The following is a 20,738-nucleotide window of genomic DNA, read 5'->3' on the forward strand; positions in this document are numbered from 1 at the left end:
TTCTTCGAGATCGCCGATGCCGCCGAAGAGGTCGTCGCCCCGGCGATGCCCGCGGAATGCCTGCTGGACCGCAACGCGTTGATCATGGGCTACTCGGGGGTGTACTCCAGCTTCCTCAAGCACGCCATCCGCCAGTCCGAACGCTACGGCGTACCGGCCCATCAGCTGCTGCACCGCGCCGGGCAACGCAAACTCATCGGCGGCCAGGAAGACCAACTCATCGACATCGCCCTGGAAATCAAACGCGAACAAGAGGCCCAGAACGCCTGATGTGAACATGATCGATGCGATCAGCGTTCCAGTTCACGGGCGCAGGCCGCCAGGATCGCCTCGAAATTCCACGGCAGCAGGCGTGAGGTGATCGCGTTCATCACCGCCCCGCCGGCCCACAACGGATGAGAGTAGCTGCTCACCCAGTCGACATGGGTGCCTCCGGCTTCCGCCGTCAGGGCCAGTGTCCCGCCTACGTGACCGAACGCCGGAAACGATCGCACGATGAGATACGAGTAGCGTTGCGGGCGATCGTATTCGGTGATCTGTTCGCGCAGCCACACCCCGGTGCAGACCACTGCTCGCACAGCGCCGTGACCGGGCTCCACCGAGTCCGAGGCCCAGTCGGCACGCAGGGTCATCGGGGCCGTGGCCAGGTTCACCGGGTCGGCAAGCCAGTCGAATACCTGGTCCTGCGGCGCAGTGATGACCCGTTCGACATGCAATCGCACCATGAGTCCCCCTCGACGGGAGACTACACCGGCGGCGCGTATCCCGGCTTGTTCATCAGCTCGCGCAACCCGGCGTCGATGAAGTCGGTGTCCACATCGTTGGCGCCACCGCCGGCGAAATGGCCCCAGATTCCGGGGATCACCCTGACTTCACCGTCGGGTATGAACTGACTGGCCCACTGCTCGTCTTCGGGCGGGAAGTACAGATCCTTCTCGGCGGGCATGGCCAGCAGCGGGCACTTGATCGAGGCCAGCGCCTTCTGTACATCGCCATCGAAACCCGGTGTGTTGCCGACATTTCCGCTGTGCCACGTGCCGATCATCGCGATCAGGTTGTTGGGGTCACGGCCGTCGCGGAAGAAGCCCTCCCAGAATCCGTAGAGGAAATCGTCGAAGGAGGTGTACCCGAGTTCACGCCACGTCTCTTCCCAATAGAAGGCCTGCGAGTAGCCCCATCCCGAGTACACCCGCGCGAACGCCCGCAGGCCCTTGACCGGTGGCCGGGCCGGGTCGTAGTCACCGTCGGCGAAGGCCGCATCGGCGGTCAATGCGGCCACCAGCGACTCCAGGAACACCTTGTTGTGCGGGGCGGTGATGCTGGACCCGCAGAACGGTGCGGCCCGCTGCACCATCTCCGGATGGCTCACGGCCCACTGATAGGTCTGTCCGGCACCCATCGACCACCCGGTCACCAGGGAAATCGAACTGATACCGAATTTCTCTGTCACCAAACGATATTGGGCTTCCACCTGGTCATGGAACGTCACCGCCGGGAAACGGGGTCCGTCATAGGGTGCCGGGGTGTTCGACGGTGATGACGACAGACCGTTGCCGAGCATGTTCGGGACGATGATGAATGCGGTCGCCGGGTCCAGGACGCGGCCGGGTCCGATGAGCCATTCGTTGTCGGTGTGCCAACCCGAATACCAGGTCGGGTAGACGATCACGTTGGACTTGTCGGCGTTGAGGGTGCCGTAGGTCTTGTAGGCGAGCCGAGCGTCGCGCAGCGTGAATCCGCTCTGCAGGGTGAAGTCCCCGAGATCGAAGTGTTCGGCGTCGGTGGGTGCGGGCATCAGTTGCTCACCGCGCACTGCCCGCGGTCGATCCGCTGCGGCGGCGTGCTGGACGGCCGTACATCGATATCGAAGATGGCGGTCGGAACATACAGCGTGGCACATGAATTGGGGACATCGACGACGCCGGACATCCTGCCCTCCACCGGCGCGGCACCCAGGATCAGGTAGGCCTGCTCCTTGGTCCAGCCGAATTTCGACAGGTACTCGATGGCGTTGAGGCAGGCATTCTGGTACGCCAGCGTGGTGTCGAGGTAGTGCTGGGTGCCATTGCGGTCTACCGAGAACCCGACGAAGGTGAGGAACTCCGAGTAGCGCGGTTCCACGATCCCCGGCATGAAGATCGGATTGGTGGTGACACCGTAGGTCTCCATCCCGCCCTTGATGATCTCCACGCGCAGATCGATATACCCACCCATCTCGATTGCGCCACAGAAGGTTATCTCGCCGTCGCCTTGAGAGAAGTGCAGGTCACCCAGCGACAGATTGGCGCCGTCCACGAACACCGGGTAGAAGATCCGGCTGCCCTTGGAGAGGTTCTTGATGTCCTGGTTGCCGCCGTTCTCCCGCGGCGGGGCCGTGCGGGCCGCCTCGGCCGCGGCACGCTCGTAGTCGGCTCCGGTGAGGCTGCCCAACACCGCATTGGACGGCAGCGGCGGCAAGGCGAGCGGCGGCACCCGGTCGGGATCGGTGGCGATGAGCTGAGCTTCGCGGTGATTCCATTTTGCCAACAGGTCCGCACTGGGCGCGGTGCCCATCAGGCCGGGATGGATCAAACCGGTGAACTCCACGCCTGGCACATGCCTACTGGTGGCCTTCTGGCCGGTGAAATCCCAGATCGCCTTGTAGGCGTCGGGGAACCAATCGGTGAGGAATCCACCGCCGTTGTCCTTGGCGAAGATCCCGGTGTAACCCCACCCTTGGCCGGCCACCGGTCCGGTCTGCTGGGGTACCGGCCCGACATCGAGAATGTCGACGACCAGCAGATCGCCGGGTTGCGCGCCTTCGACTGCGAACGGGCCGGACAGCTGGTGGACCATGGTGAGGTCGCAGTCACGGATGTCGTTGGCGTCATCGGAGTTGACGATGGTCCCGTCGAACCATTCCTTGGACTCCACCCGGAAGCTGTCGCCCGACTTCACCGTGGCCACGGCGGGGATGTCCGGGTGCCAGCGGTTGTGACCGACCAGCTGCTGCTCGCGAAACGGCTTGCTCTGGTCGACGGGAAAGATCACTTCGGGCATGTGTGCCTCCTCGGTTGACGGAAAACGTTCTGATACAAGGCTTTACGGTTTCGGCAGCATGCGGTGGCGCGGATCGGCGTACCGTAGGCGTGCGGGATCTGATGGACCTGGCGATCTGCGGACGACGCCGGGGTTGGCCTGGGACTGCGCATGCAGGTCCAGCGCGCGGTTGCCGGCCGGGTTCGAGCGCACCATCGCACCGCCGCCATAGACACGATTGCTTGCCGCGCAACACTGTTCGCACTCGATGCTGGCCGGTGCTGTCCCGATGGGGAAGGTCATGTCGAATGGCCCGTCGGCCGGGCAGCGATAGCGATAGCGTGGCACGGAAACCCTGTTCGTCAAATGTTCCCATTTGGGAATAATGTCGAACCTACACCGGCGGGACGCTCCGTCAAGGGCGAACCGGCGCATCTGCAGCACCGGCCGGGATTGTTCACACGATCGTCACGGCTGCGGTAGTTCACCCGGTGACCGTGGGCTGTCCGCTCTACAATGACGTAATACGCACGTCCTAGATTGGCGTGGGGTCGCCGTCCCGAAGGAAAACCATTGGGGTGATTGCCGACTCCGCGGTTCGGAGGAGTTCGGCACCATGCGACGACGACCGCAGCGTGGTTCGGCGGCGGTCCTGCGCCGAGACGGTGCGGTACACCGCGCCGAGTTCGACGAGTGCGTCGACGATGCGTGTCGCCGAGGTGGACGGAATGGCGAGCGCGTCGACGATATCGGACATCGAGCAGCCGGGGTCGTGGTGGATGACATGCAGCGCTCGCCAGCGATCGACCGTCAGGTCGGTTCCGGCGAGCGCGCCGTCGATGCTCGTGGCGACGACGGCGGCGCGCCTCAGCAATGCGAGGGCCTCGACGAGATCGTCCATGACATGCCTTCCCGATCAGGACTTCACAGCATGCCAGATCCGTTCGCCGGGACGGAACAACATCGACGCTCGCGTTCGGAGTTCCGGGTCGCGCTGGCCCTCCCGCGTCGCGGTCCGGCCGGCATCTTCGGGCTCGAGTGTCGGGCCGCCGCCGAACTGGCCGCCGCCGAGATCGACGCCGCGGGTGGGGTGGCCGGACGCGCGGTGCAGTTCGTGCACGTGGACGCCGGTGGTGATCCCGCCGGGGTCGCGAGTCGGATCAGGGAGCTGGTGGACTCCGGTGCCGTCGATGCCGTCACCGGCTGGCATCTGTCCAACGCCAGGCAGGCGATCGCCCGCGAGGTCGGCGGCCGCGTCCCCTACGTGTACGCCGCGGCCTACGAAGGTGGCGAACGCAGCGACGGAGTGCTGTGCAGCGGGGAGGTCCCCGGCGATCAGATCATCGCCTCGCTGCACTGGTTACGCACCGAACTGCGGTTGCGTCGGTGGTTCATCGTCGGCAACGACTACGTGTGGCCACGAGGATCGGCGCGGGCGACCCGGGCCGGCTTGGACGGTAGCGACATCTCGATCCTCGGCGAGCGGTTCCTGCCACTGGGTGTCGACGATCCGTGCGCGTGGGACCGGGTGCTCGCCGATATCGTCGCCGCCGGCGCCGACGGTGTCATCACACTGCTGGTCGGCTCGGACGCGGTGCGCTTCAACCGGGCGTTCGCCGCGGCAGGCCTGGATGCCACCGTCACCCGGTTCAGCCCGTTCACCGACGAGACGGTGGTACTGGCCAGTGGCAGCGAGGCGACCGGGAACCTTTTCATCTCGGCGGGCTGGTTCGCCGGCCTGGCGTCGGCCGCAGCCGCCGAGTTCAGCGCCGGATTCAGCCGCGCCTTCGATCTGGTCAACGGCACCGGCCCGATCGGGGAGTCCGCGGCACCGGCGCCCGGCACGATGGCCGAGACGACCTACTCGGGAGTGCACCTGCTCGCCGGTATCGCGACGACGTCGGTGCCCACGGTCGCCGACGCCCGCCGGGCCTTCGACGAGTGGGGTTGGGATTCCCCGCACGGCCCCGTCGATCTGCACCGGGGAGCTGCCCGGCACCCGGTGCATCTGGCCGTGGCGCGCGGTGTCGATCTCGACGTCATCGCCAGGGTGCGCTGAGCGGGCACGTCATACCCGGTTGGCACGATGGACCGATGACCACCCGCACCGACGCGCAGGCCATCCTCGAACAGCTGGCCGGGCCGCAGGCCGTCCTGCGCGATGACCAGTGGACGGCCATCGAGGCACTCGTCGTCCACCGCCGACGCGCGCTGGTGGTGCAGCGCACCGGGTGGGGCAAATCGGCGGTGTACTTCATCGCCGCGAAACTCCTGCGTGCCGCGGGCCGTGGGCCGACGGTGATCGTGTCCCCGCTGCTTGCCCTGATGCGCAACCAGGTCGAGGCCGCGCGCAAAGCGGGAGTGCAGGCGGCCACCATCAACTCGAGCAACGTCACCGAGTGGGAGGACGTGCACACCAGGGTGCGGGCCGGTGAACTCGACGTGCTGCTGGTCAGCCCCGAGCGGTTGAACAACCCGGACTTCCGCGACGCCGTGCTGCCCGCGCTGGCCGCCGACGCCGGTCTGGTGGTCGTCGACGAGGCACACTGTGTGTCCGACTGGGGGCATGATTTCCGGCCCGACTACCGGCGTATCCGCACCCTCGTCGCCGAGTTGGGCACCGACATCCCGGTGTTGGCCACCACGGCGACCGCCAACGACCGCGTCGTGGAGGATGTCGCCACCCAGCTGGGCGTCGGCGGCTCCGGGGACGGCACGCTGGTCCTGCGCGGTGGCTTGGACCGAGAATCGCTGCGGCTGTCGGTGGTACAGGCGGGCGGACCCGCGCAACGCGCGGCGTGGTTGGCCGCACATCTGGATTCCCTGCCGGGTTCGGGCATCGTGTACACGCTGACGGTGGCCCAGGCGCACGATATCGCCGCCCTGCTGCGCGAGCACGGCCACACCGTGGCTGCCTATACCGGCGGTACCGAGGCCTCCGAGCGCGAGCAGTTGGAAGCGGACCTGCTCGGCAATCGGGTCAAGGCGTTGATCGCCACCTCGGCGCTGGGGATGGGCTTCGACAAGCCCGACCTGGGTTTCGTCGTGCATCTCGGCGCGCCGTCCTCGCCGATCGCCTACTACCAACAGGTCGGGCGCGCCGGCCGATCGACCGACAGCGCCGAGGTGATCCTGCTGCCGGGCCGTGAGGACGTCGACGTGTGGCGTTACTTCGCCTCGGTCGCCTTCCCGTCGGAACCCATGGTGCGCAAGGTGATCGGCGCCCTCGAACCCGACCGCGCCCTGTCCACCGCGGCGCTGGAGCCGCTGGTGGACCTCAACAGGTCGCGGTTGGAGATGGTGCTCAAGGTCCTCGACGTCGACGGGGCGGTGCGTCGGGTGAAGGGCGGCTGGATCGCCACCGGGCAACCCTGGTCCTACGATGAGCCCCGATATGCGCGCCTCGACGAGGCGCGCAAACGTGAACAACAGGCCATGCTCGACTACCAGCGCACCACCGAGTGTCGGATGGTGTTCCTGCGCAAGCAACTCGACGACCCGGAGCTCGGTCCGCAGGCGTGCGGGCGATGCGACAACTGTGTCGGCCCGCGGTACCGATCCGAGGTCGACGCGGAGTCGGTGGAGGCGACCCGCGCGCGGCTGATGCGCCCCGGCGTCGAGATCGCACCGCGCAAACAATGGCCCACCGGCATGAGCCGGATCGGGGTGGATCTGTCCGGACGGATCGGGGACGGGCCGTCGGCGGGCCGGGTGATCGGCAGGCTGACCGATCTGGGCTGGGGTGCCCGCTTGCGGACGCTGCTCGACGAACCGGATGCCGAGGCGCCCGATGCCGTGATCACCGCGGCCATCGAGGTGCTCAAGGCGTGGGACTGGGCGCAGCGGCCGACCTCCGTACTCGCCGTCGATTCGGTGCGTCACCCGGTCTTGATCCGCAGCATCGCGACCCGGTTGGCGGCGGTCGGGAAGCTGAAAGATCTTGGTGTCCTGAACTACTCGCCCGAACACCGACCGGTGGTCGCTGCCAACTCGGCCTATCGGGTTGCCGCGCTGCGCGATGCCTGGGAGTTGCCGGCAGGCGTCGCTGGCGAGACGGTGTTGCTGGTCGACGATATGACCGATACCGGGTGGACGATGACGATGGCCGCGTTGACGGTCCGGGCCGCCGGGGCGGTCGACGTACTGCCGTTCGCGCTGGCGGCGGTGAGTTAGAACCCGGGCTTTATGCCCCCGAGGGATGCGGTGACCGCGTCGGCGGTCGCCATGAGCGCGTGCGCACGTGCCGCGATATCGGCATCGGTCAGTGCCGCGCCGATCTGCATCGTCGCCACCATCACCTGGCGGCGGTGGTGATCGAAGACGGGGGCGGCGATGACGCTGATGTCGTGGCGCGTCTCGGGATCATCGGTGCCCGGTAGGTAGACCCGCTCGCCGATATCGGAGACCAATTCTCCGAGCAGCGCCCGGAGTTCGTCGGGCAGCGTGTTCGACATACCCGCCATCAGCGCATACAGCCTTCGGCCACCCGGGGTGAGCCGCTCCACCAGATATCCGCAGGCGCGGCAGGCGGTGATCACCCGTGCGAACCGATCGCTGTCGGTATGCAACGGAATCGTGGGTTCCTTGGCGAGCCAGTCGCGGACCGCGCCGTCATCCCAGAGGACGAACATCAGCCCGACCGGCGGCGCGAACGGGTAACTCTGGCCGACTCGCACCGTGCTGGGCGTACCCGGGGGCGCGACGAGTTCGAGCAGCGTGATGCGGTCGTCGACGACACCGGACAGGGCCGCGGTGACCCCGAAGGCATCGGAGAGCGAACGCAATTCAGCCTGTGCCGCGGGGCTCACCCGCAGGGCCTGCTGCGCGGTGTGTCCCAGCGTGATCAGGGCGGGGCCGAGCCCGTAGGTCTTGTCCCGGGTGCCCTCGCCCGCCTGGCGCACGAGGTAGCCCGACTCGGTCAGGCTGGTCAGGATTCCCAGGCAGGTGGGCTTGCTGAGGTTGACCCGACGGGCCAGTTCGGAGAGTCCGAAGCGGTCATGCGGGTGCGCGGCCAGAAAGTTCAGCACTGCGACCACCCGTTCGGTGGGTGGGGACGCACGTCCGGTCGTCTGGTCCGGCACCGCACCTCCCGACGTTGACGCGAACTAGAACGCGTTCTAGTCTCAGGTCGGAAACTCTACCACGACGGTCCAATATTGGAACGAAAGGTGATGCCCGGATGTATTCGCAGCCGCTGGCCGATGCCATCGCCGAGGCCGAACGCCTCGTCACCGAAGCCCCCTTCATCGAATCCGAAGCCGATCTGCTGGAGGGCCTGCAGTATCTGGCGGGATGCATCGCGGCGTGCACGCATGTCGCGTTCGATTACGACCGCGAGCATCCGTTCCTGCACAGCGGAACCGGCCCGTTCACCAAGATGGGCCTGGACAACCCGGACACCATGTACTTCGGCACCCGCGTGCAACCGGGCCACGAATACGTCGTGACCGGGCGGCGCGGCACCACCACCGACGTCAGCTTCCAGCTCATCGGCGGTGAGTACACCGACGAGGTGGTGCCCGACAGCGAGACCGCGTTCGACGACCGCAAACTCGACATCGCCGCCGACGGCACCTTCGAATGGCGCTTCACACCGGACAAGCCCGCCCAGTTGGTCATCCGCGAGGTCTACAACGATTGGTCGGCCCAGCGCGGTGCCTTCGCGATCGCCCGTACCGACACCGCGGGTACTGCGCCGGAGCCGCTGTCCAAGGAACTGATCGAGAAGAGATTCAGCGTTGCCGGAAAGCAGTTGGTGCAACGGGTGAAGACCTGGCTGCAGTTCCCCAAGTGGTTCTATGACAACCTGCCGGTCAACACGCTGACCGCACCGCGGCTGACCCCTGGGGGGCTGGCCACCCAGTACTCCTCGGTCGGTCATTACGACATCGCGGGTGAGCAGGCGATCATCATCACCCTGCCGGTGACCGATGCGCCTTACCTCGGGTTCCAGTTGGGCAGCCTGTGGTACATCTCGCTGGATTACATCAATCACCAGACCTCGCTGAACGGCACTCAGGCCCAGGCGGATCCGGACGGCAAGATCCGCATCGTGGTGTCCGAGGGCAACCCGGGCGTGACGAACTGGTGTGAGACGCTCGGCCACCGCAAGGGGTACCTGCAGTTCCGCTGGCAGCGGGTCTCGCGGGAACTGACCGAGGCCGACGGTCCGACGATGGAGATCGTCGACCTGGACGCCGTGCCGGCGGCATTGCCCTACTACGAATCGAACAAGATCTCCCAGGATGATTGGCGTGCGCGGATCGCGCTGCGCCAGAAGTTGATCGGCGAAAGAATGGTGGGTTGAGCATGACCACGTCTGTTGGTGGACTGCTGAAGGACCGAGTTGTTGTCATCAGTGGTGTGGGCCCGGCGCTGGGCACCACACTGGCGCGCCGATGTGCCGAGGAGGGTGCCGATGTGATCCTGGCCGCCCGCACCGTGGAACGCCTGGAGGATGTCGCGGGACAGGTGCGGGCGCTCGGCCGCCGGGCGTTGGCCGTCGGCACGGATATCACCGACGAGGACCAGGTGGCCAACCTGGTGTCGACCTCGATGTCGGAGTTCGGCAAGGTCGACGTCCTGATCAACAACGCCTTCCGGGTCCCGTCGATGAAACCGTTCGCCAAGACCAGCTTCGAGCACATCCGGGAGACCGTCGAGCTCACCGTGCTCGGCGCGCTGCGACTCATCCAGGGTTTCACCCCCGCACTGACCGAGTCCAAGGGCTCGGTGGTCAATGTGAACTCGATGGTCGTGCGGCATTCCGATCCCAAGCAGGGTGCCTACAAGCTGGCCAAGTCGGCATTGCTGGCGATGTCGCAGTCGCTGGCCAGCGAGCTCGGTGAGGCCGGGATCAGGGTGAATTCGGTTCTGCCCGGGTATATCTGGGGTGGGACGCTGCAGAGCTATTTCGAGCACCAGGCGGGCAAGTACGGCACGACGGTGGACGAGATCTACAAGGCCGCTGCCGCCAACAGCGATTTGAAGAAACTGCCGACCGAGGACGAGGTGGCCTCGGCGATTCTGTTCATGGCCAGCGATCTGTCCAGCGGTATCACCGGGCAGACGCTGGATGTCAACTGCGGGGAGTACAAGTTCTGATGGAGCACTCGATATGACACGCACCGACGTGGGAACCGTCGAAGATCTGCATGCATCGGCGACCAAGGCCTGTGGGCTCGATGATTTCGGTGATGACAGCGACAACTACAAGGAGGCGCTCGCCGTTCTTCTCGACGCATATCAGCGCGATGCGGATCTGACCGAGTTCGGCAGCAAGATGCAACGCTTCTTCGTCAGGAATGCGTTGGTGGCCAGGCTGGTGTCGGAGGCGGCGTTCAAGCAGTACCCCCAGCACGCAGAGGTGCCGATCGAGCGACCGATCTTCGTGACCGGACTGCCGCGCACCGGCACCACCGTCATCCACCGGCTGCTCACCGCCGATCCGCGGCATCAGGGCCTCGAGCTGTGGTTGGCCGAGTTCCCGCAGCCGCGTCCACCGCGCGAAACCTGGCCGGATAATCCGATCTTCGCCCAACTCGACGCACAATTCACCAAGGCGCACGAGGAGAACCCGGACTACACCGGCCTGCACTACATGACCGCCGACGAGGTCGAAGAGTGCTGGCAGCTGTTGCGTCAATCGCTGCATTCGGTGTCCTATGAAACCCTGGCGCACATCCCGACCTATTCGCGTTGGCTTGCCCAGCAGGACTGGACCAAGTCCTACCAGCGGCATCGCAAGAACCTGCAGTTGATCGGCCTCAACGAGCCCGAAAAGCGCTGGGTGCTCAAGAATCCGAGCCACCTGTTCGCCCTCGATGCGTTGTTCGCGACGTATCCCGACGCGCTGGTGGTGCAATGCCACCGGCCTGCCGAGACGATCATGGCCTCGATGTGCTCGCTGGCCCAGCACACCACCGAAGGCTGGTCGAACAGCTTCTCCGGCAAGGTCATCGGCGAGGACTCCCTGGAGACCTGGTCCCGTGGGCTGGAACTGTTCAATGCCGAACGGGCCAAGCATGATCCGGCACAGTTCTGCGATGTCGACTATTTCGAGTTCATCAAGGATCCGGTCGCCGCGGTGGAGGGGATCTACCGCACGTTCGGGATCGAGTTCACCGATGCGGCACGCCAGGCCATCACCGACAGCCACGAGGAAAGCAAGAGGGGTCCGCGGGCGCCCAAGCACACCTACTCGCTCAGCGATTACGGGCTGACCGACGAGCAGGTCAAGGAGCGCTTCAAGGGACTGTGATTTCGGTGAGGATACGTACGCCGTGCGCACGTATCCTCACCGAAATCGCAAGAGAGAAGCTAGCCGTCGCCGGGGGAGGGGGCGCTGGAGAATTCCTCCAGGCAGCCCTCGGCGATGGCGTGCTTGATGCTGTCGGTGAGCCGGTGGCACGAGCGCGCCCGTGCCGGATCGCCACCGGACGCGCGGATCTCGTCGAAGACCGCGCAGCGCTTGGTCGCCGCCGAATTCCACTGCACCGACGTGTGTTCGGTGCCCAGCTTCTTGACCTGCACGGTGGCATGACAGTATCGGCAGTCCACCGAGGCCAACCCGGAGGTCAGATACCGCTGCTTGTCCCGCTCGGTAGCTTCGTGCACCGCCGCCGCCCGGAGCGGATCGGAACTGAAATCCGGTGCCTTGGACCAGTTCCCGGTACTCGGCCGGGGAGCCGGGTGGTGGTCGTGGTCGTCCTCGTCGTCGTGTCCGCCGTGCAGGAGCAGCATGGAGCGGGCCAGATCATCGACATCTGGTGTTCCGGCCCGCTCGTCATGCGTGGTCATCAGCTCGGCTGAGCCGGTTCTTTTTGCGGCTCACCCTGTTCGGCGGCATCGCGCTCGGCGGCGTCCTGCTGCAGCTTCAGGTTTTCCTCGACCTCGACATGCCACTTCTCGTTGGCGATGGTGGTGTCGACCTCCATCTCGAAGCGGTCGGTCATATCGGGGGTCACGTCGGCGACGTCGACGTAGAACTGCTGATACCAGCGGCGCATCTGATAGACGGCGCCGTCCTCCTCGACCAGCAGCGGGTTGTCGATCCGGGTCTTGTGCTTCCAGATCTCGACATCCTGCAGGAACCCCTTGGAAACACCCTCGGTGAAGACGCGGGCGAGCTTGTCGGTGGTCTTCTCGTCGAGCCCCTTGGGCTTTTCGACGATGACGCCCCACTGCAGCACGAAGGAGTTCTGGCTGACCGGGTAATGGCAGTTGATCAGGATGGACTCGGCCTTGAACCCGCCGTAGTTGTTGTGCAGCCAGTTGATCATGAACGACGGACCGAAGTAGGACGCCTCGGAATCCAGGTGCGCCTCACCGTAGGTGGTGCCGAGGTCGTTGACATCCGGACGGCCGACGTTGTGCAGGTACTGGCTGGCGATGTGGCCCTCGAAGACATTCTTGAAGTACGTCGGCAACCCGTAGTGGATGTAGAAGAAGTGCGCCATGTCTGTGACGTTGTCGATGATCTCGCGGCAGTTGGAGCCCTCGATGAGCATCGTGTTCCACCGCCAATCGGTCCAGTCGTCGCTGGCGAACTCGGGGATCTCCGGGATCCGCACCTCGGGCTGCGGTGGGTTGCCCTCGTGGTCATGCCAGACGAACAGCAGCCCGCCGCGCACATCGGTGTGCCAGGCCCGGGTGCGGGCCAGGCGCGGTGTGCGCTTGGCGTAGGGGACGAGCTTGCACTTGCCGTCGCCGCCCCAGCGCCAGTCGTGGAACGGGCAGGCCACGGTGTCGCCCTTGATCGAGCCCTGGGCGAGGTTGCCGCCCATATGCCGGCAATAGCCATCGAGAACTTTGAGTTCGCCTTCCGAATCGGCGAAGACGACGAGCATGGTCCCGAAGATCTCCACCCCGTGCGGCTTGCCGTCGAGGTAGTCCTTCACCGGTCCCAGGCAGTGCCAACCGCGCGCATAGCGGTCTGGCAGGTCGCCGGTGTCGATCTCGCGAATGCCGGCTGTCTCGGTAGTCACGGTGGGCCTCCCGTATCTGGTCTCTCTAACTAGAACACGTTACAGTTTTGACCCGGCACTGCGCAATGCAACCGCGCCAACAGCCGTTTTGTGCTCTTGATCGGTCGGAATGCGGCTCGGCTCGAGATATCGCCAGATGCGCCCGGCTCTACCGGGCGCCGAATCAGTTGTCGTCCTGCAGACCGGAGCGCAGCGCGATCTGCTGCATCTTGCCGACGGTGGTCACGTAACCGTCGGTGGTGGCGTCGCCGCCCGCGCTCTGGAACTCCAGGCGCGCCAGCGCGCGACCCTGGGTGAACATCAGCACGGTGATGTCCTTGGCCTCGTCCGGATCGGCGCCACGCACCATCACGCTGTCCGGCCCCACCCCGCCCGGCACCGGGTTTCCGGTCACCCTGCTGCCCAGCGTGCCCCGCGCTTCCTTGAGTGCGGTGGCGGCGGTGCCCGGGTTGTCATAGACGAGGATCGTCGAGCTGATGGCGCGGGTGTCCTCGGCGTTGACGAAGAACGCGCTCGCCCCCGGTAGCCCGCCGGGTGAGGCTTCGATATGCCGCTCGGTGAAGGTGTCCTCGGCGTCACTGAGATCGGCGGCGGTCACCAGCAGCCGGGTGTAATCGGTGGCCTGCGCGGGCGCACTGGTGGTGGGTGTGGCGCTGGTGGTGAATGCGGGCAGGGTCGGCGCAGCGCTACTCGGGGCACCCGGCTGGCTGGGAGCGCAGGCGGAGAGGCCGACAGCGAGCAGTGCGGCAGCGACTACATGTGATCGGGACAACATCAATTCGAGACACCTAGCGGACGAAATCGCTGCCCAGCCTACGCGATAGGCCGCGTCACACCCGGCCGTCACACCCGTTGTGCGCTGGCGGTCGCCTTGTCCACTTCCCAGTAGGCGCGCAGCGCAGCAATCTTGCCCTCGGCGTTCACGCGATAGGTGAACACGCCCTCTGCCACCACGCGGTAGCCGCCGGCGACGATGACGATATGCCCGACGTTCGCCTCCTCGTCACCGCAGACATAGGTCCTCTCAAAGTGGAATTCGAGCTGACTCGGGGCGATCGCCTTGTCGAAGAACGCCGCGATCGCTTCTCGCCCGCGATGGCCGGTGCCGTCCGGGTCGAAATGCGACGGCCCGATCGGATCCTCGACGATGGCGTCATCGGCGAACAACGCCAGCCAGGCGTCCTTGTCGCGGGCGACGGCCGCCTCCCGCGACCGCCGGCCCGCCAGCGTCACCGGTGCGGTCACCTGCTCGGCTTGTCCGCTCCGACCACCCACATGGAGTAGTACTGCGCCCCACCGCCGTAGGCGTGACCCAGCGCCTTGCGGGCACCCGGCACCTGATGATCGCCGCCCTTGCCCATCACCTGGATGGCCGATTCGGCGAACCGGATCATGCCGGAAGCGCCGATCGGATTCGACGAGAGCACACCGCCGGAGGCGTTGAACGGAATGCGCCCGCCGATCGCGGTCTCACCGGCCTCGGTGAGCTTCCAGCCCTCACCCTCGGGGGCGAAGCCCAGGCTCTCCAGCCACATCGGCTCGTACCAGGAGAACGGGACGTACACCTCGGCGGCGTCGATCTCGTCGATCGGTGAGGTGATACCGGCATCACGCCACAGCGCGGCCGCGGCATCGCGGCTGGCCTGCGGATTGACCTGATCGCGACCGGCGTAGGCCAGCGGCTCGGTACGCAGCGCGGTGGCGTGGATCCACGCCACCGGATTGCCGTTGGCCAGGTGCGCCTCGGCGGCCTCCTCGTTGCCGATCACCAGGGCCGCCGCACCGTCGGAGGACGGGCAGGTCTCGTCATAGCGGATCGGGTCCCACAGCATCGGGGACTGCATCACCTTCTCGACGGTGATATCGGGCTGATGCAGATGCGCCAACGGGTTCTTGGCCCCGTTGAGGCGGTCCTTGACGGCCACGATCGCCCCGATGTGGTTGGGTGCCCCGGAGCGGCGGATATAGGCACGGATGTGCGGGGCGAAGTATCCGCCGGCGCCGGCGCCGACCGGCTTGGTGAACGGCACCGGAATGCTCAACGCCCACATGGCATTCGATTCCGACTGCTTCTCCCAGGCCATCGTCAGCACGCGCTTGTATTTGCCCGACTGCACCAGGCTGGCTGCGACGATCGCGGTCGACCCGCCCACCGAACCGGCGGTGTGCACCCGGATCAGCGGCTTGTTGGTCGCCCCGGTCGCATCGGCCATGAACAGCTCGGGCATCATCACGCCCTCGAAGAAGTCGGGCGCCTTGCCGACCACCACGGCGTCGATATCGTCGAACGTGCAACCGGAATCAGCCAGCGCACGGTCGATCGCCTCGCGCACCAGGCCGTTCATCGACACATCGTGGCGCTTGGCGACGTACTTCGTCTGCCCGGTGCCCAGCACCGCGGCCAGCTGACCTGCCACTGTTATTTCCCTTCCAGGACGGCGACGAGGTTCTGTTGCAACGCAGGGCCACTGGTGGCGTGCGCCAGGACGCGCTGCGCGGAACCGTCGAAGATGTGTTGGGCGGCAAAGCCGATGCGCTCTAGACCCGCCGAGAACATCGGGTTGGCCGCCAGGGTGCCGCCGGACGGATTGACCTTGGTGTTGGAGCCGAGTCCGATGGCCTCGGTCAGGATCAGCTGCTGATGGGTGAACGGGGCGTAGATCTCGGCGATGTCGATCGAGCCCGTGTCACCTCCGGTGGCCGCCTTCGCCGAGGCCGCCGTGGACGGCGATGTGGTCAGATCGCGGGCACCCAGGATCGGGGTTTCGATGCGGTGCTCGATACCGGTGATCCAGGCCGGGTTCTCGCGCAGTTCGCGGGCCCTGTCACCGGCGGCCAGCACGATCGCCGACGCGCCGTCGGTGATCGGGGCGATATCGTGGCGACGCAGCGGATCGGCGAAGTACGGCTGCGACAGCAGGTCGGCCACGCTGCTGGTGACCTCGTGCCGATCGGTCCGGCCGCCCGCGGCGTAGGAATCCAGCGCCACCTGGGCCATCTGCTCCTCGGACCACTTGCCGGCATCCAGGCCGGCGCGGGCCTGCAGGCCCGCCATCGACACCGAGTCCGGCCACAGCGGGGCCACGGTGTACGGATCGGTCTGCAGCGCGAGAACCCGGCGTAGGGTGCCCGCCGAGGACTTGCCGAAGCCGTATACCAGCGCGGTCTCGACCTGCCCGGTGAGCAGTTTGATATAGGCCTCGTACAGCGCCCATGCCGCATCCATCTCGACATGCGATTCGTTGATCGGCGGGATCGCGCCGATCGAGTCGATCGCCGAGATGAACGAGAAGGCGCGACCGGCAAGGTAATCCGAGGATCCCGAGCACCAGAAGCCGATATCGGTCTGCTTGAGCCCGAGTTCGGAATAGAGCTGGTGGAAGCACGGCATCAGCATCTCGACGCCGTTGGTGGTGCCGTCGGTGCGGCGGACGTGGGGCGCGTGTGCGAAGCCCACCACTGCGATATCTGTCATGTCAGGTCCTTTGCTCTTCGCGCAAGCGCTCATCGGCGGGCACCTTCACAGATGGTGCTTGTAGGAGTCGTATTCGGCGTCGGGTTCGCCGGTGGGTTTGAAGTAGTCGATGTTGTCGATACCCAGGCCCCACTCCTCGCGCGGCTTCCACACGGCCTGCACGCGCATCCCCATCCGGACATCGGCGGGATCGATCTCGGTGACCAGATGCAGGAACGGGATATCGGCGCCGTCGAGCAGCACGTAGGCCGCGACATAGGGCGGCTTGATGCGCTGGCCGGGGAACGGGATGTTGATCACCGCGAAGGTGGTGACGGTGCCCTTGTCGACGAGCTCGATGAACTCGTCGAGCTCCAGGCCGGTGGCCGGGTCGGCCTCCTTGGGCGGGAAATACACCTTGCCCGGTTGGCCGTCGCGACCGTTCTTGGTGCGGCCACCGAGCAGCTTGCCCTCCTGCAGTGCCTTGAGGAACGTTGTCTCCGGCAGCGAGGCGGTGTGCTGGATCTCGATGAAGCTCGGCGTCACCTGCACGGTCACGGGCTCCCGGTCATCGGGCTGCCCCTCCGGCTCGGAATCCTCACCAGGGACGAAGTAGGCGATATCGGTGATCGCGCCGACGGGCTCGTCGATCCAGTGCGCATGCACCCGGTCGCCGGTCTTGATCGCGCCCTCGGCGGTCTTGACCGCGTGCAGCAGCGGGGTGTCGGCACCGTCGAGCAGGATCAGTGCCCACGCGAACGGCTTGTCCAGGGGCTGGCCCTCCAGCGGGGTGGACTGCCATGTCCAGGACTGCACCGTGCCCACCGCGCTGACCGGTACGACCTCGGTCAGTGCCGCGTAGGTGACGGGGTCATACTCGGCGGGTGGGACAAGGACCCTGCCGTCGGATCCGCGTACGCCGACGATGCGTCGCTGGCGTAGCGCGGTGAAGAACTGAGACAGGAGCGGTCCTACTGAACGGGTGTAGTCGAATGAGAGCCTCAGTGGCGCCGAGAGGGGCCGCTCATGCTCGTCGATCTGCACCGGGCTGCTTTGGCCTGTGGTCACAGCATCGAGTAGAACAGGTTCTAAGAATGGTTTCAACCACGGGTCTGGAGGCGCTTCGATGAAGCTGGGTTTGCAACTGGGTTATTGGGGCGCGCAGCCGCCGACCAACCACGCCGAATTGGTCGCCGCGGCCGAGGAAGCCGACTTCGACACCGTGTTCACCGCCGAGGCATGGGGGTCGGACGCCTACACCCCGCTGGCCTGGTGGGGCCGGGAGACCTCGCGGATGCGGCTGGGCACTTCGGTGCTGCAGCTGTCGGCCCGTACGCCCACCGCGCTGGCGATGGCCGCCCTCACCCTGGACCATCTCTCCGGCGGCAGGCATATCGTCGGCCTCGGTGTGTCCGGCCCGCAGGTGGTGGAGGGCTGGTACGGCGCGAAGTTCGGAAAGCCGCTGGCCCGTACCCGGGAGTACATCGACATCCTGCGCCAGGTGTGGGCACGCGAGGCGCCGGTGCACAGCGACGGCCCGCACTACCCGCTGCCGCTGACAGGCGAGGGCACCACCGGACTGGGTAAGAACCTCAAGCCCATCACCCATCCGTTGCGCGCCGACATCCCGGTGATGCTGGGTGCCGAGGGCCCCAAGAACGTCGCGCTGGCCGCTGAGATCGCCGACGGCTGGCTGCCGATCTTCTACTCACCGCGCATCGCGGGCATGTACAACGAGTGGCTTGACGAGGGCTTCGCCCGGCCGGGGGCGCGGCGCACCCGGGAGACCTTCGAGATCTGTGCCACCGCGCAGGTCGTCGTCACCGATGACCGTCCGGCGATCATGGAGCTGATGAAACCGCACCTGGCGCTCTACATGGGCGGCATGGGGGCCGAGGACACCAACTTCCACGCCGACGTCTACCGCCGGATGGGCTATGCCGAGGTGGTCGACGACGTCACCAGGTTGTTCCGCAGCGATCGCAAAGACGAAGCGGCCAAGATCATCCCCGACGAGCTTGTCGACGATTCGGCGATCGTCGGCAACCTCGATTACGTCAAGGAGCAGATCAAGGCCTGGGAGGCCTCGGGCGTGACGATGATGGTGGTCGGCGCCCGGTCGGTGGAGCAGATCAAGGATCTCGCCGCCCTCGTTTAGCTGCCGAGCAGACGCAGAACTGCGGTTTTGGCACCGCAATCGGCAGTTTTGCGTCTCTTCGCCGGAACAAGACGCGGCGCCACGAGTAGACACTTCCTTGCCAGGTGTCTACTGCGCGTCCTAGATTGGGCGCGTGACCCACGCCACATCGCAGTACTCGATAGCCGGCCAGACCGTGACCATGCCGGTGCAGATCCGCACGGCCGAGCAGCATATGGCGATGTTCTCGGTGGATGCCGATGCCGCGCAAGCCATGATCGACTACAGCGGGCTGACCGTGTGCCGCTACCGTCCGGGCAAGGCCGTGGTGGTGCTGATGTTGATGCGCTATATCGACGGCGACCTCGGGCCGTATCTGGAGTACGGCACCAACGTCATGGTGAACCCGCCCGGATCGACCGCATCCGGACTCAAAGCCCTCGGCGAGGCCGGCGCCTTCATCCACCACCTGCCGGTCGACGGCGAGTTCACCATGGCAGCCGGCCGCCAGATCTGGGGATATCCGAAACTGCTGGCCGACTTCACCATTCGTGACGGGCACAGCTATTCCTTCGACACCCACATCGACGGACAGTTCGCGGTCGGGATGGATTTCAAGCCCGGACTACCGATCCCGCCGGCGTTCACGGGCAAACCTCAAGTCCACCCGACCTATTCGCATCTGGACGGGGTGACCCGCCGGACGTCGGGACAGATGATCATGTCCGGCGTGCGCTACCGCCCCGGTGGTGTGACGGTCCGGCTCGGAACACATCCGTACGGCCGGGAACTGGCGGCGCTCGGTTTTCCCAAGCGCGCCATGTTCTCCGGCTCCGCCCGCAATGTGGAGATGACCTTCGCCGACGCCGAGGAGATCGCATGACAGGGGTTCTGACCGGTTCGGTCACCGAGGCACGTCCGGACGTCGACCTGGCCGACGGCCGGTTCTATGCCGACGGGCAAGCTCGCGACGCCTACCGCTGGATGCGGGCGCACGAGCCGGTGTTCCGCGACCGCAACGGCCAGGCCGCCGCGGCCAGCCATGCCGCCGTGCTCGACGCCGAACGCAACCCGGAGCTGTTCTCCAACGCCGGCGGCATCCGCCCCGACCAGCCCGGCATGCCGTACATGATCGATATGGACGATCCGGCACATCTGTTGCGCCGCAAGCTCGTCAACGCCGGCTTCACCCGCAAACGGGTGATGGACAAACTGCCCTCCATCGGCGTCCTGTGCGACACCCTCATCGATGCGGTGTGCGAGAAGGGCGAGTGCGATTTCGTCCGCGATATCGCGGCCCCGCTGCCGATGGCGGTCATCGGTGACATGCTCGGCGTACTACCCCAGGAGCGCGAGCTGCTGCTCAAGTGGTCCGATGATCTGGTCTGCGGCCTGAGCTCACATGTCGACGAGCAGACCGTCCAGTTGCTGATGGATACCTTCGCCGCGTACACCGCCTTCACCATGGATGTGATCGCCAAGCGGCGGGCCGATCCCACCGACGACCTGTTCTCCGTGCTGGTCAACTCCGAGGTCGAAGGTCAGCGGATGGAAGATGCCGAGATCGTCATGGAAACGCTGCTGATCCTCATCGGCGGTGACGAGACCACCCGACACACCCTCTCCGGTGGCACCGAACAGCTGCTGCGTCACCAGGACCAGTGGGCCCAGTTGACGGCGGATGAGGGCAAGCTACCGGGCGCCATCGAGGAGATGCTGCGCTGGACGTCGCCGGTGAAGAACATGTGCCGCACCCTCACCGCGGACACCGAGTTCTACGGCACGGCGCTGCGCAAGGACGAGAAGATCATGCTGATGTTCGAGTCCGCGAACCTCGACGAGCAGGTGTTCGGCGATCCGCAGAACTTCCGGATCGACCGCAGCCCGAACAACCACGTCGCGTTCGGGTTCGGCACGCACTTCTGTATGGGTAACCAGCTGGCGCGGCTCGAGTTGAAGATCATGATCGAGAAGGTGTTGCAACGGCTTCCCGACCTGCGGTTGGCCGATGAGAACATGCTGCCGCTGCGGCCCGCCAACTTCGTCAGCGGTCTGGAGTCGATGCCAGTGGTGTTCACTCCGACGGCGAAGGTGCGCGGCTGACCAGCGCAGCGCGCGCGGCCTGACTTCGACGGCAGTTGTC

The 20,738-nt window shown here is 66.0% G+C and carries 20 protein-coding genes and 1 pseudogene; 9 read left to right on the forward strand and 12 right to left on the reverse strand.

Translation table 11 applies throughout. The features are described 5' to 3' along the window. Window positions 1-270, forward strand: a pseudogene (locus tag IC40_RS0101780) (4-hydroxy-2-oxovalerate aldolase); the annotation flags it as partial. A gap of 20 nt (window positions 271-290) precedes the next feature. Here IC40_RS0101780 and IC40_RS0101785 read toward each other — a convergent pair. The 4 genes from IC40_RS0101785 to IC40_RS0101805 form a co-directional block, all read right to left on the reverse strand. Further along, window positions 291-725, reverse strand: coding sequence for an SRPBCC family protein (locus tag IC40_RS0101785; RefSeq protein WP_030133060.1), 435 nt, complete (start codon window positions 723-725; stop codon window positions 291-293). Between the two features lie 20 nt (window positions 726-745). After that, a complete protein-coding gene (locus IC40_RS0101790) occupies window positions 746-1,795 on the reverse strand; it encodes an alpha/beta fold hydrolase (protein ID WP_030133061.1) in 1,050 nt (349 codons plus the stop codon). Then, complete coding sequence (gene fmdA / locus IC40_RS0101795) at window positions 1,795-3,039, reverse strand: formamidase (protein WP_030133062.1); 1,245 nt, start codon at window positions 3,037-3,039, stop codon at window positions 1,795-1,797. Before fmdA ends, IC40_RS0101790 begins: the two co-directional genes overlap by 1 nt. A 514-nt stretch (window positions 3,040-3,553) precedes the next feature. After that, on the reverse strand, window positions 3,554-3,919 hold the full coding sequence (locus IC40_RS0101805) for a MarR family winged helix-turn-helix transcriptional regulator (RefSeq protein ID WP_030133064.1): 366 nt from the start codon (window positions 3,917-3,919) through the stop codon (window positions 3,554-3,556). A gap of 30 nt (window positions 3,920-3,949) precedes the next feature. On the opposite strand from IC40_RS0101805, the gene IC40_RS0101810 reads away from it, so the two are divergent. Further along, window positions 3,950-5,077: a substrate-binding domain-containing protein gene (locus IC40_RS0101810; protein ID WP_042509852.1), complete on the forward strand. Its 1,128-nt coding sequence runs from the start codon at window positions 3,950-3,952 to the stop codon at window positions 5,075-5,077. A gap of 35 nt (window positions 5,078-5,112) precedes the next feature. Further along, entirely contained in the window at window positions 5,113-7,191 is a 2,079-nt protein-coding gene (locus IC40_RS0101815; protein WP_030133066.1) for a RecQ family ATP-dependent DNA helicase, read from the forward strand. Here the strand turns inward: IC40_RS0101815 and IC40_RS0101820 are convergent. Next, the gene (locus tag IC40_RS0101820; protein ID WP_030133067.1) at window positions 7,188-8,099 is read right to left on the reverse strand and encodes an IclR family transcriptional regulator; all 912 of its coding nucleotides are present in this window, start codon (window positions 8,097-8,099) and stop codon (window positions 7,188-7,190) included. The genes IC40_RS0101815 and IC40_RS0101820 overlap by 4 nt on opposite strands. Window positions 8,100-8,197: 98 nt before the next feature. Between IC40_RS0101820 and IC40_RS0101825 the strand changes: the two genes are divergently transcribed. The 3 genes from IC40_RS0101825 to IC40_RS0101835 are packed head-to-tail and all read left to right on the forward strand — an operon-like array spanning window position 8,198 to window position 11,278. Beyond that, window positions 8,198-9,325, forward strand: coding sequence for a hypothetical protein (locus IC40_RS0101825; RefSeq protein WP_030133068.1), 1,128 nt, complete (start codon window positions 8,198-8,200; stop codon window positions 9,323-9,325). 2 nt (window positions 9,326-9,327) lie between these two features. Further along, window positions 9,328-10,122, forward strand: a complete 795-nt coding sequence (locus IC40_RS0101830) for an SDR family oxidoreductase (protein ID WP_030133069.1) — start codon at window positions 9,328-9,330, stop codon at window positions 10,120-10,122. A gap of 13 nt (window positions 10,123-10,135) precedes the next feature. After that, the gene (locus tag IC40_RS0101835; RefSeq protein ID WP_030133070.1) at window positions 10,136-11,278 is read left to right on the forward strand and encodes a sulfotransferase family protein; all 1,143 of its coding nucleotides are present in this window, start codon (window positions 10,136-10,138) and stop codon (window positions 11,276-11,278) included. Window positions 11,279-11,337: 59 nt separating this feature from the next. Here the strand turns inward: IC40_RS0101835 and IC40_RS0101840 are convergent, their stop codons facing one another. The 7 genes from IC40_RS0101840 to IC40_RS0101870 all read right to left on the reverse strand — a co-directional run bounded on the left by IC40_RS0101840 (window position 11,338) and on the right by IC40_RS0101870 (window position 17,526). Next, a complete protein-coding gene (locus IC40_RS0101840; protein ID WP_030133071.1) occupies window positions 11,338-11,817 on the reverse strand; it encodes a hypothetical protein in 480 nt (159 codons plus the stop codon). Next, window positions 11,817-13,004 carry a 3-ketosteroid-9-alpha-monooxygenase, oxygenase component gene (locus IC40_RS0101845; RefSeq protein ID WP_030133072.1) on the reverse strand — a complete coding sequence of 396 codons (1,188 nt, stop codon included), beginning with the start codon at window positions 13,002-13,004 and terminating at the stop codon, window positions 11,817-11,819. Before IC40_RS0101845 ends, IC40_RS0101840 begins: the two co-directional genes overlap by 1 nt. A gap of 163 nt (window positions 13,005-13,167) precedes the next feature. Next, window positions 13,168-13,779, reverse strand: coding sequence for a hypothetical protein (locus IC40_RS0101850; protein WP_030133073.1), 612 nt, complete (start codon window positions 13,777-13,779; stop codon window positions 13,168-13,170). A gap of 68 nt (window positions 13,780-13,847) precedes the next feature. Beyond that, a complete protein-coding gene (locus IC40_RS0101855; RefSeq protein WP_030133074.1) occupies window positions 13,848-14,249 on the reverse strand; it encodes a nuclear transport factor 2 family protein in 402 nt (133 codons plus the stop codon). Continuing rightward, window positions 14,246-15,421, reverse strand: coding sequence for a thiolase family protein (locus IC40_RS0101860; protein WP_030133075.1), 1,176 nt, complete (start codon window positions 15,419-15,421; stop codon window positions 14,246-14,248). The genes IC40_RS0101855 and IC40_RS0101860 overlap by 4 nt, the downstream gene beginning before the upstream one ends. Window positions 15,422-15,423: 2 nt before the next feature. Next, the gene (locus tag IC40_RS0101865; RefSeq protein ID WP_030133076.1) at window positions 15,424-16,479 is read right to left on the reverse strand and encodes a thiolase family protein; all 1,056 of its coding nucleotides are present in this window, start codon (window positions 16,477-16,479) and stop codon (window positions 15,424-15,426) included. A 45-nt stretch (window positions 16,480-16,524) separates the two neighbouring features. Further along, window positions 16,525-17,526 (reverse strand): Zn-ribbon domain-containing OB-fold protein, encoded by a 1,002-nt coding sequence (locus tag IC40_RS0101870; protein WP_036460244.1) that lies wholly within the window; start codon window positions 17,524-17,526, stop codon window positions 16,525-16,527. Between the two features lie 58 nt (window positions 17,527-17,584). Between IC40_RS0101870 and IC40_RS0101875 the strand changes: the two genes are divergently transcribed. The 3 genes from IC40_RS0101875 to IC40_RS0101885 all read left to right on the forward strand — a co-directional run bounded on the left by IC40_RS0101875 (window position 17,585) and on the right by IC40_RS0101885 (window position 20,698). Beyond that, window positions 17,585-18,616 carry an LLM class F420-dependent oxidoreductase gene (locus IC40_RS0101875; protein ID WP_030133078.1) on the forward strand — a complete coding sequence of 344 codons (1,032 nt, stop codon included), beginning with the start codon at window positions 17,585-17,587 and terminating at the stop codon, window positions 18,614-18,616. A gap of 181 nt (window positions 18,617-18,797) precedes the next feature. Further along, window positions 18,798-19,478 (forward strand): acetoacetate decarboxylase family protein, encoded by a 681-nt coding sequence (locus IC40_RS0101880; RefSeq protein WP_042509902.1) that lies wholly within the window; start codon window positions 18,798-18,800, stop codon window positions 19,476-19,478. After that, entirely contained in the window at window positions 19,475-20,698 is a 1,224-nt protein-coding gene (locus IC40_RS0101885) for a cytochrome P450 (protein WP_030133080.1), read from the forward strand. The genes IC40_RS0101880 and IC40_RS0101885 overlap by 4 nt, the downstream gene beginning before the upstream one ends. Window positions 20,699-20,738 lie beyond the last annotated feature (40 nt).

It is taken from the genome of Mycolicibacterium neoaurum ATCC 25795, assembly GCF_000691525.1.
GTDB classification, from domain to species: Bacteria; Actinomycetota; Actinomycetes; order Mycobacteriales; family Mycobacteriaceae; genus Mycobacterium; species Mycobacterium neoaurum.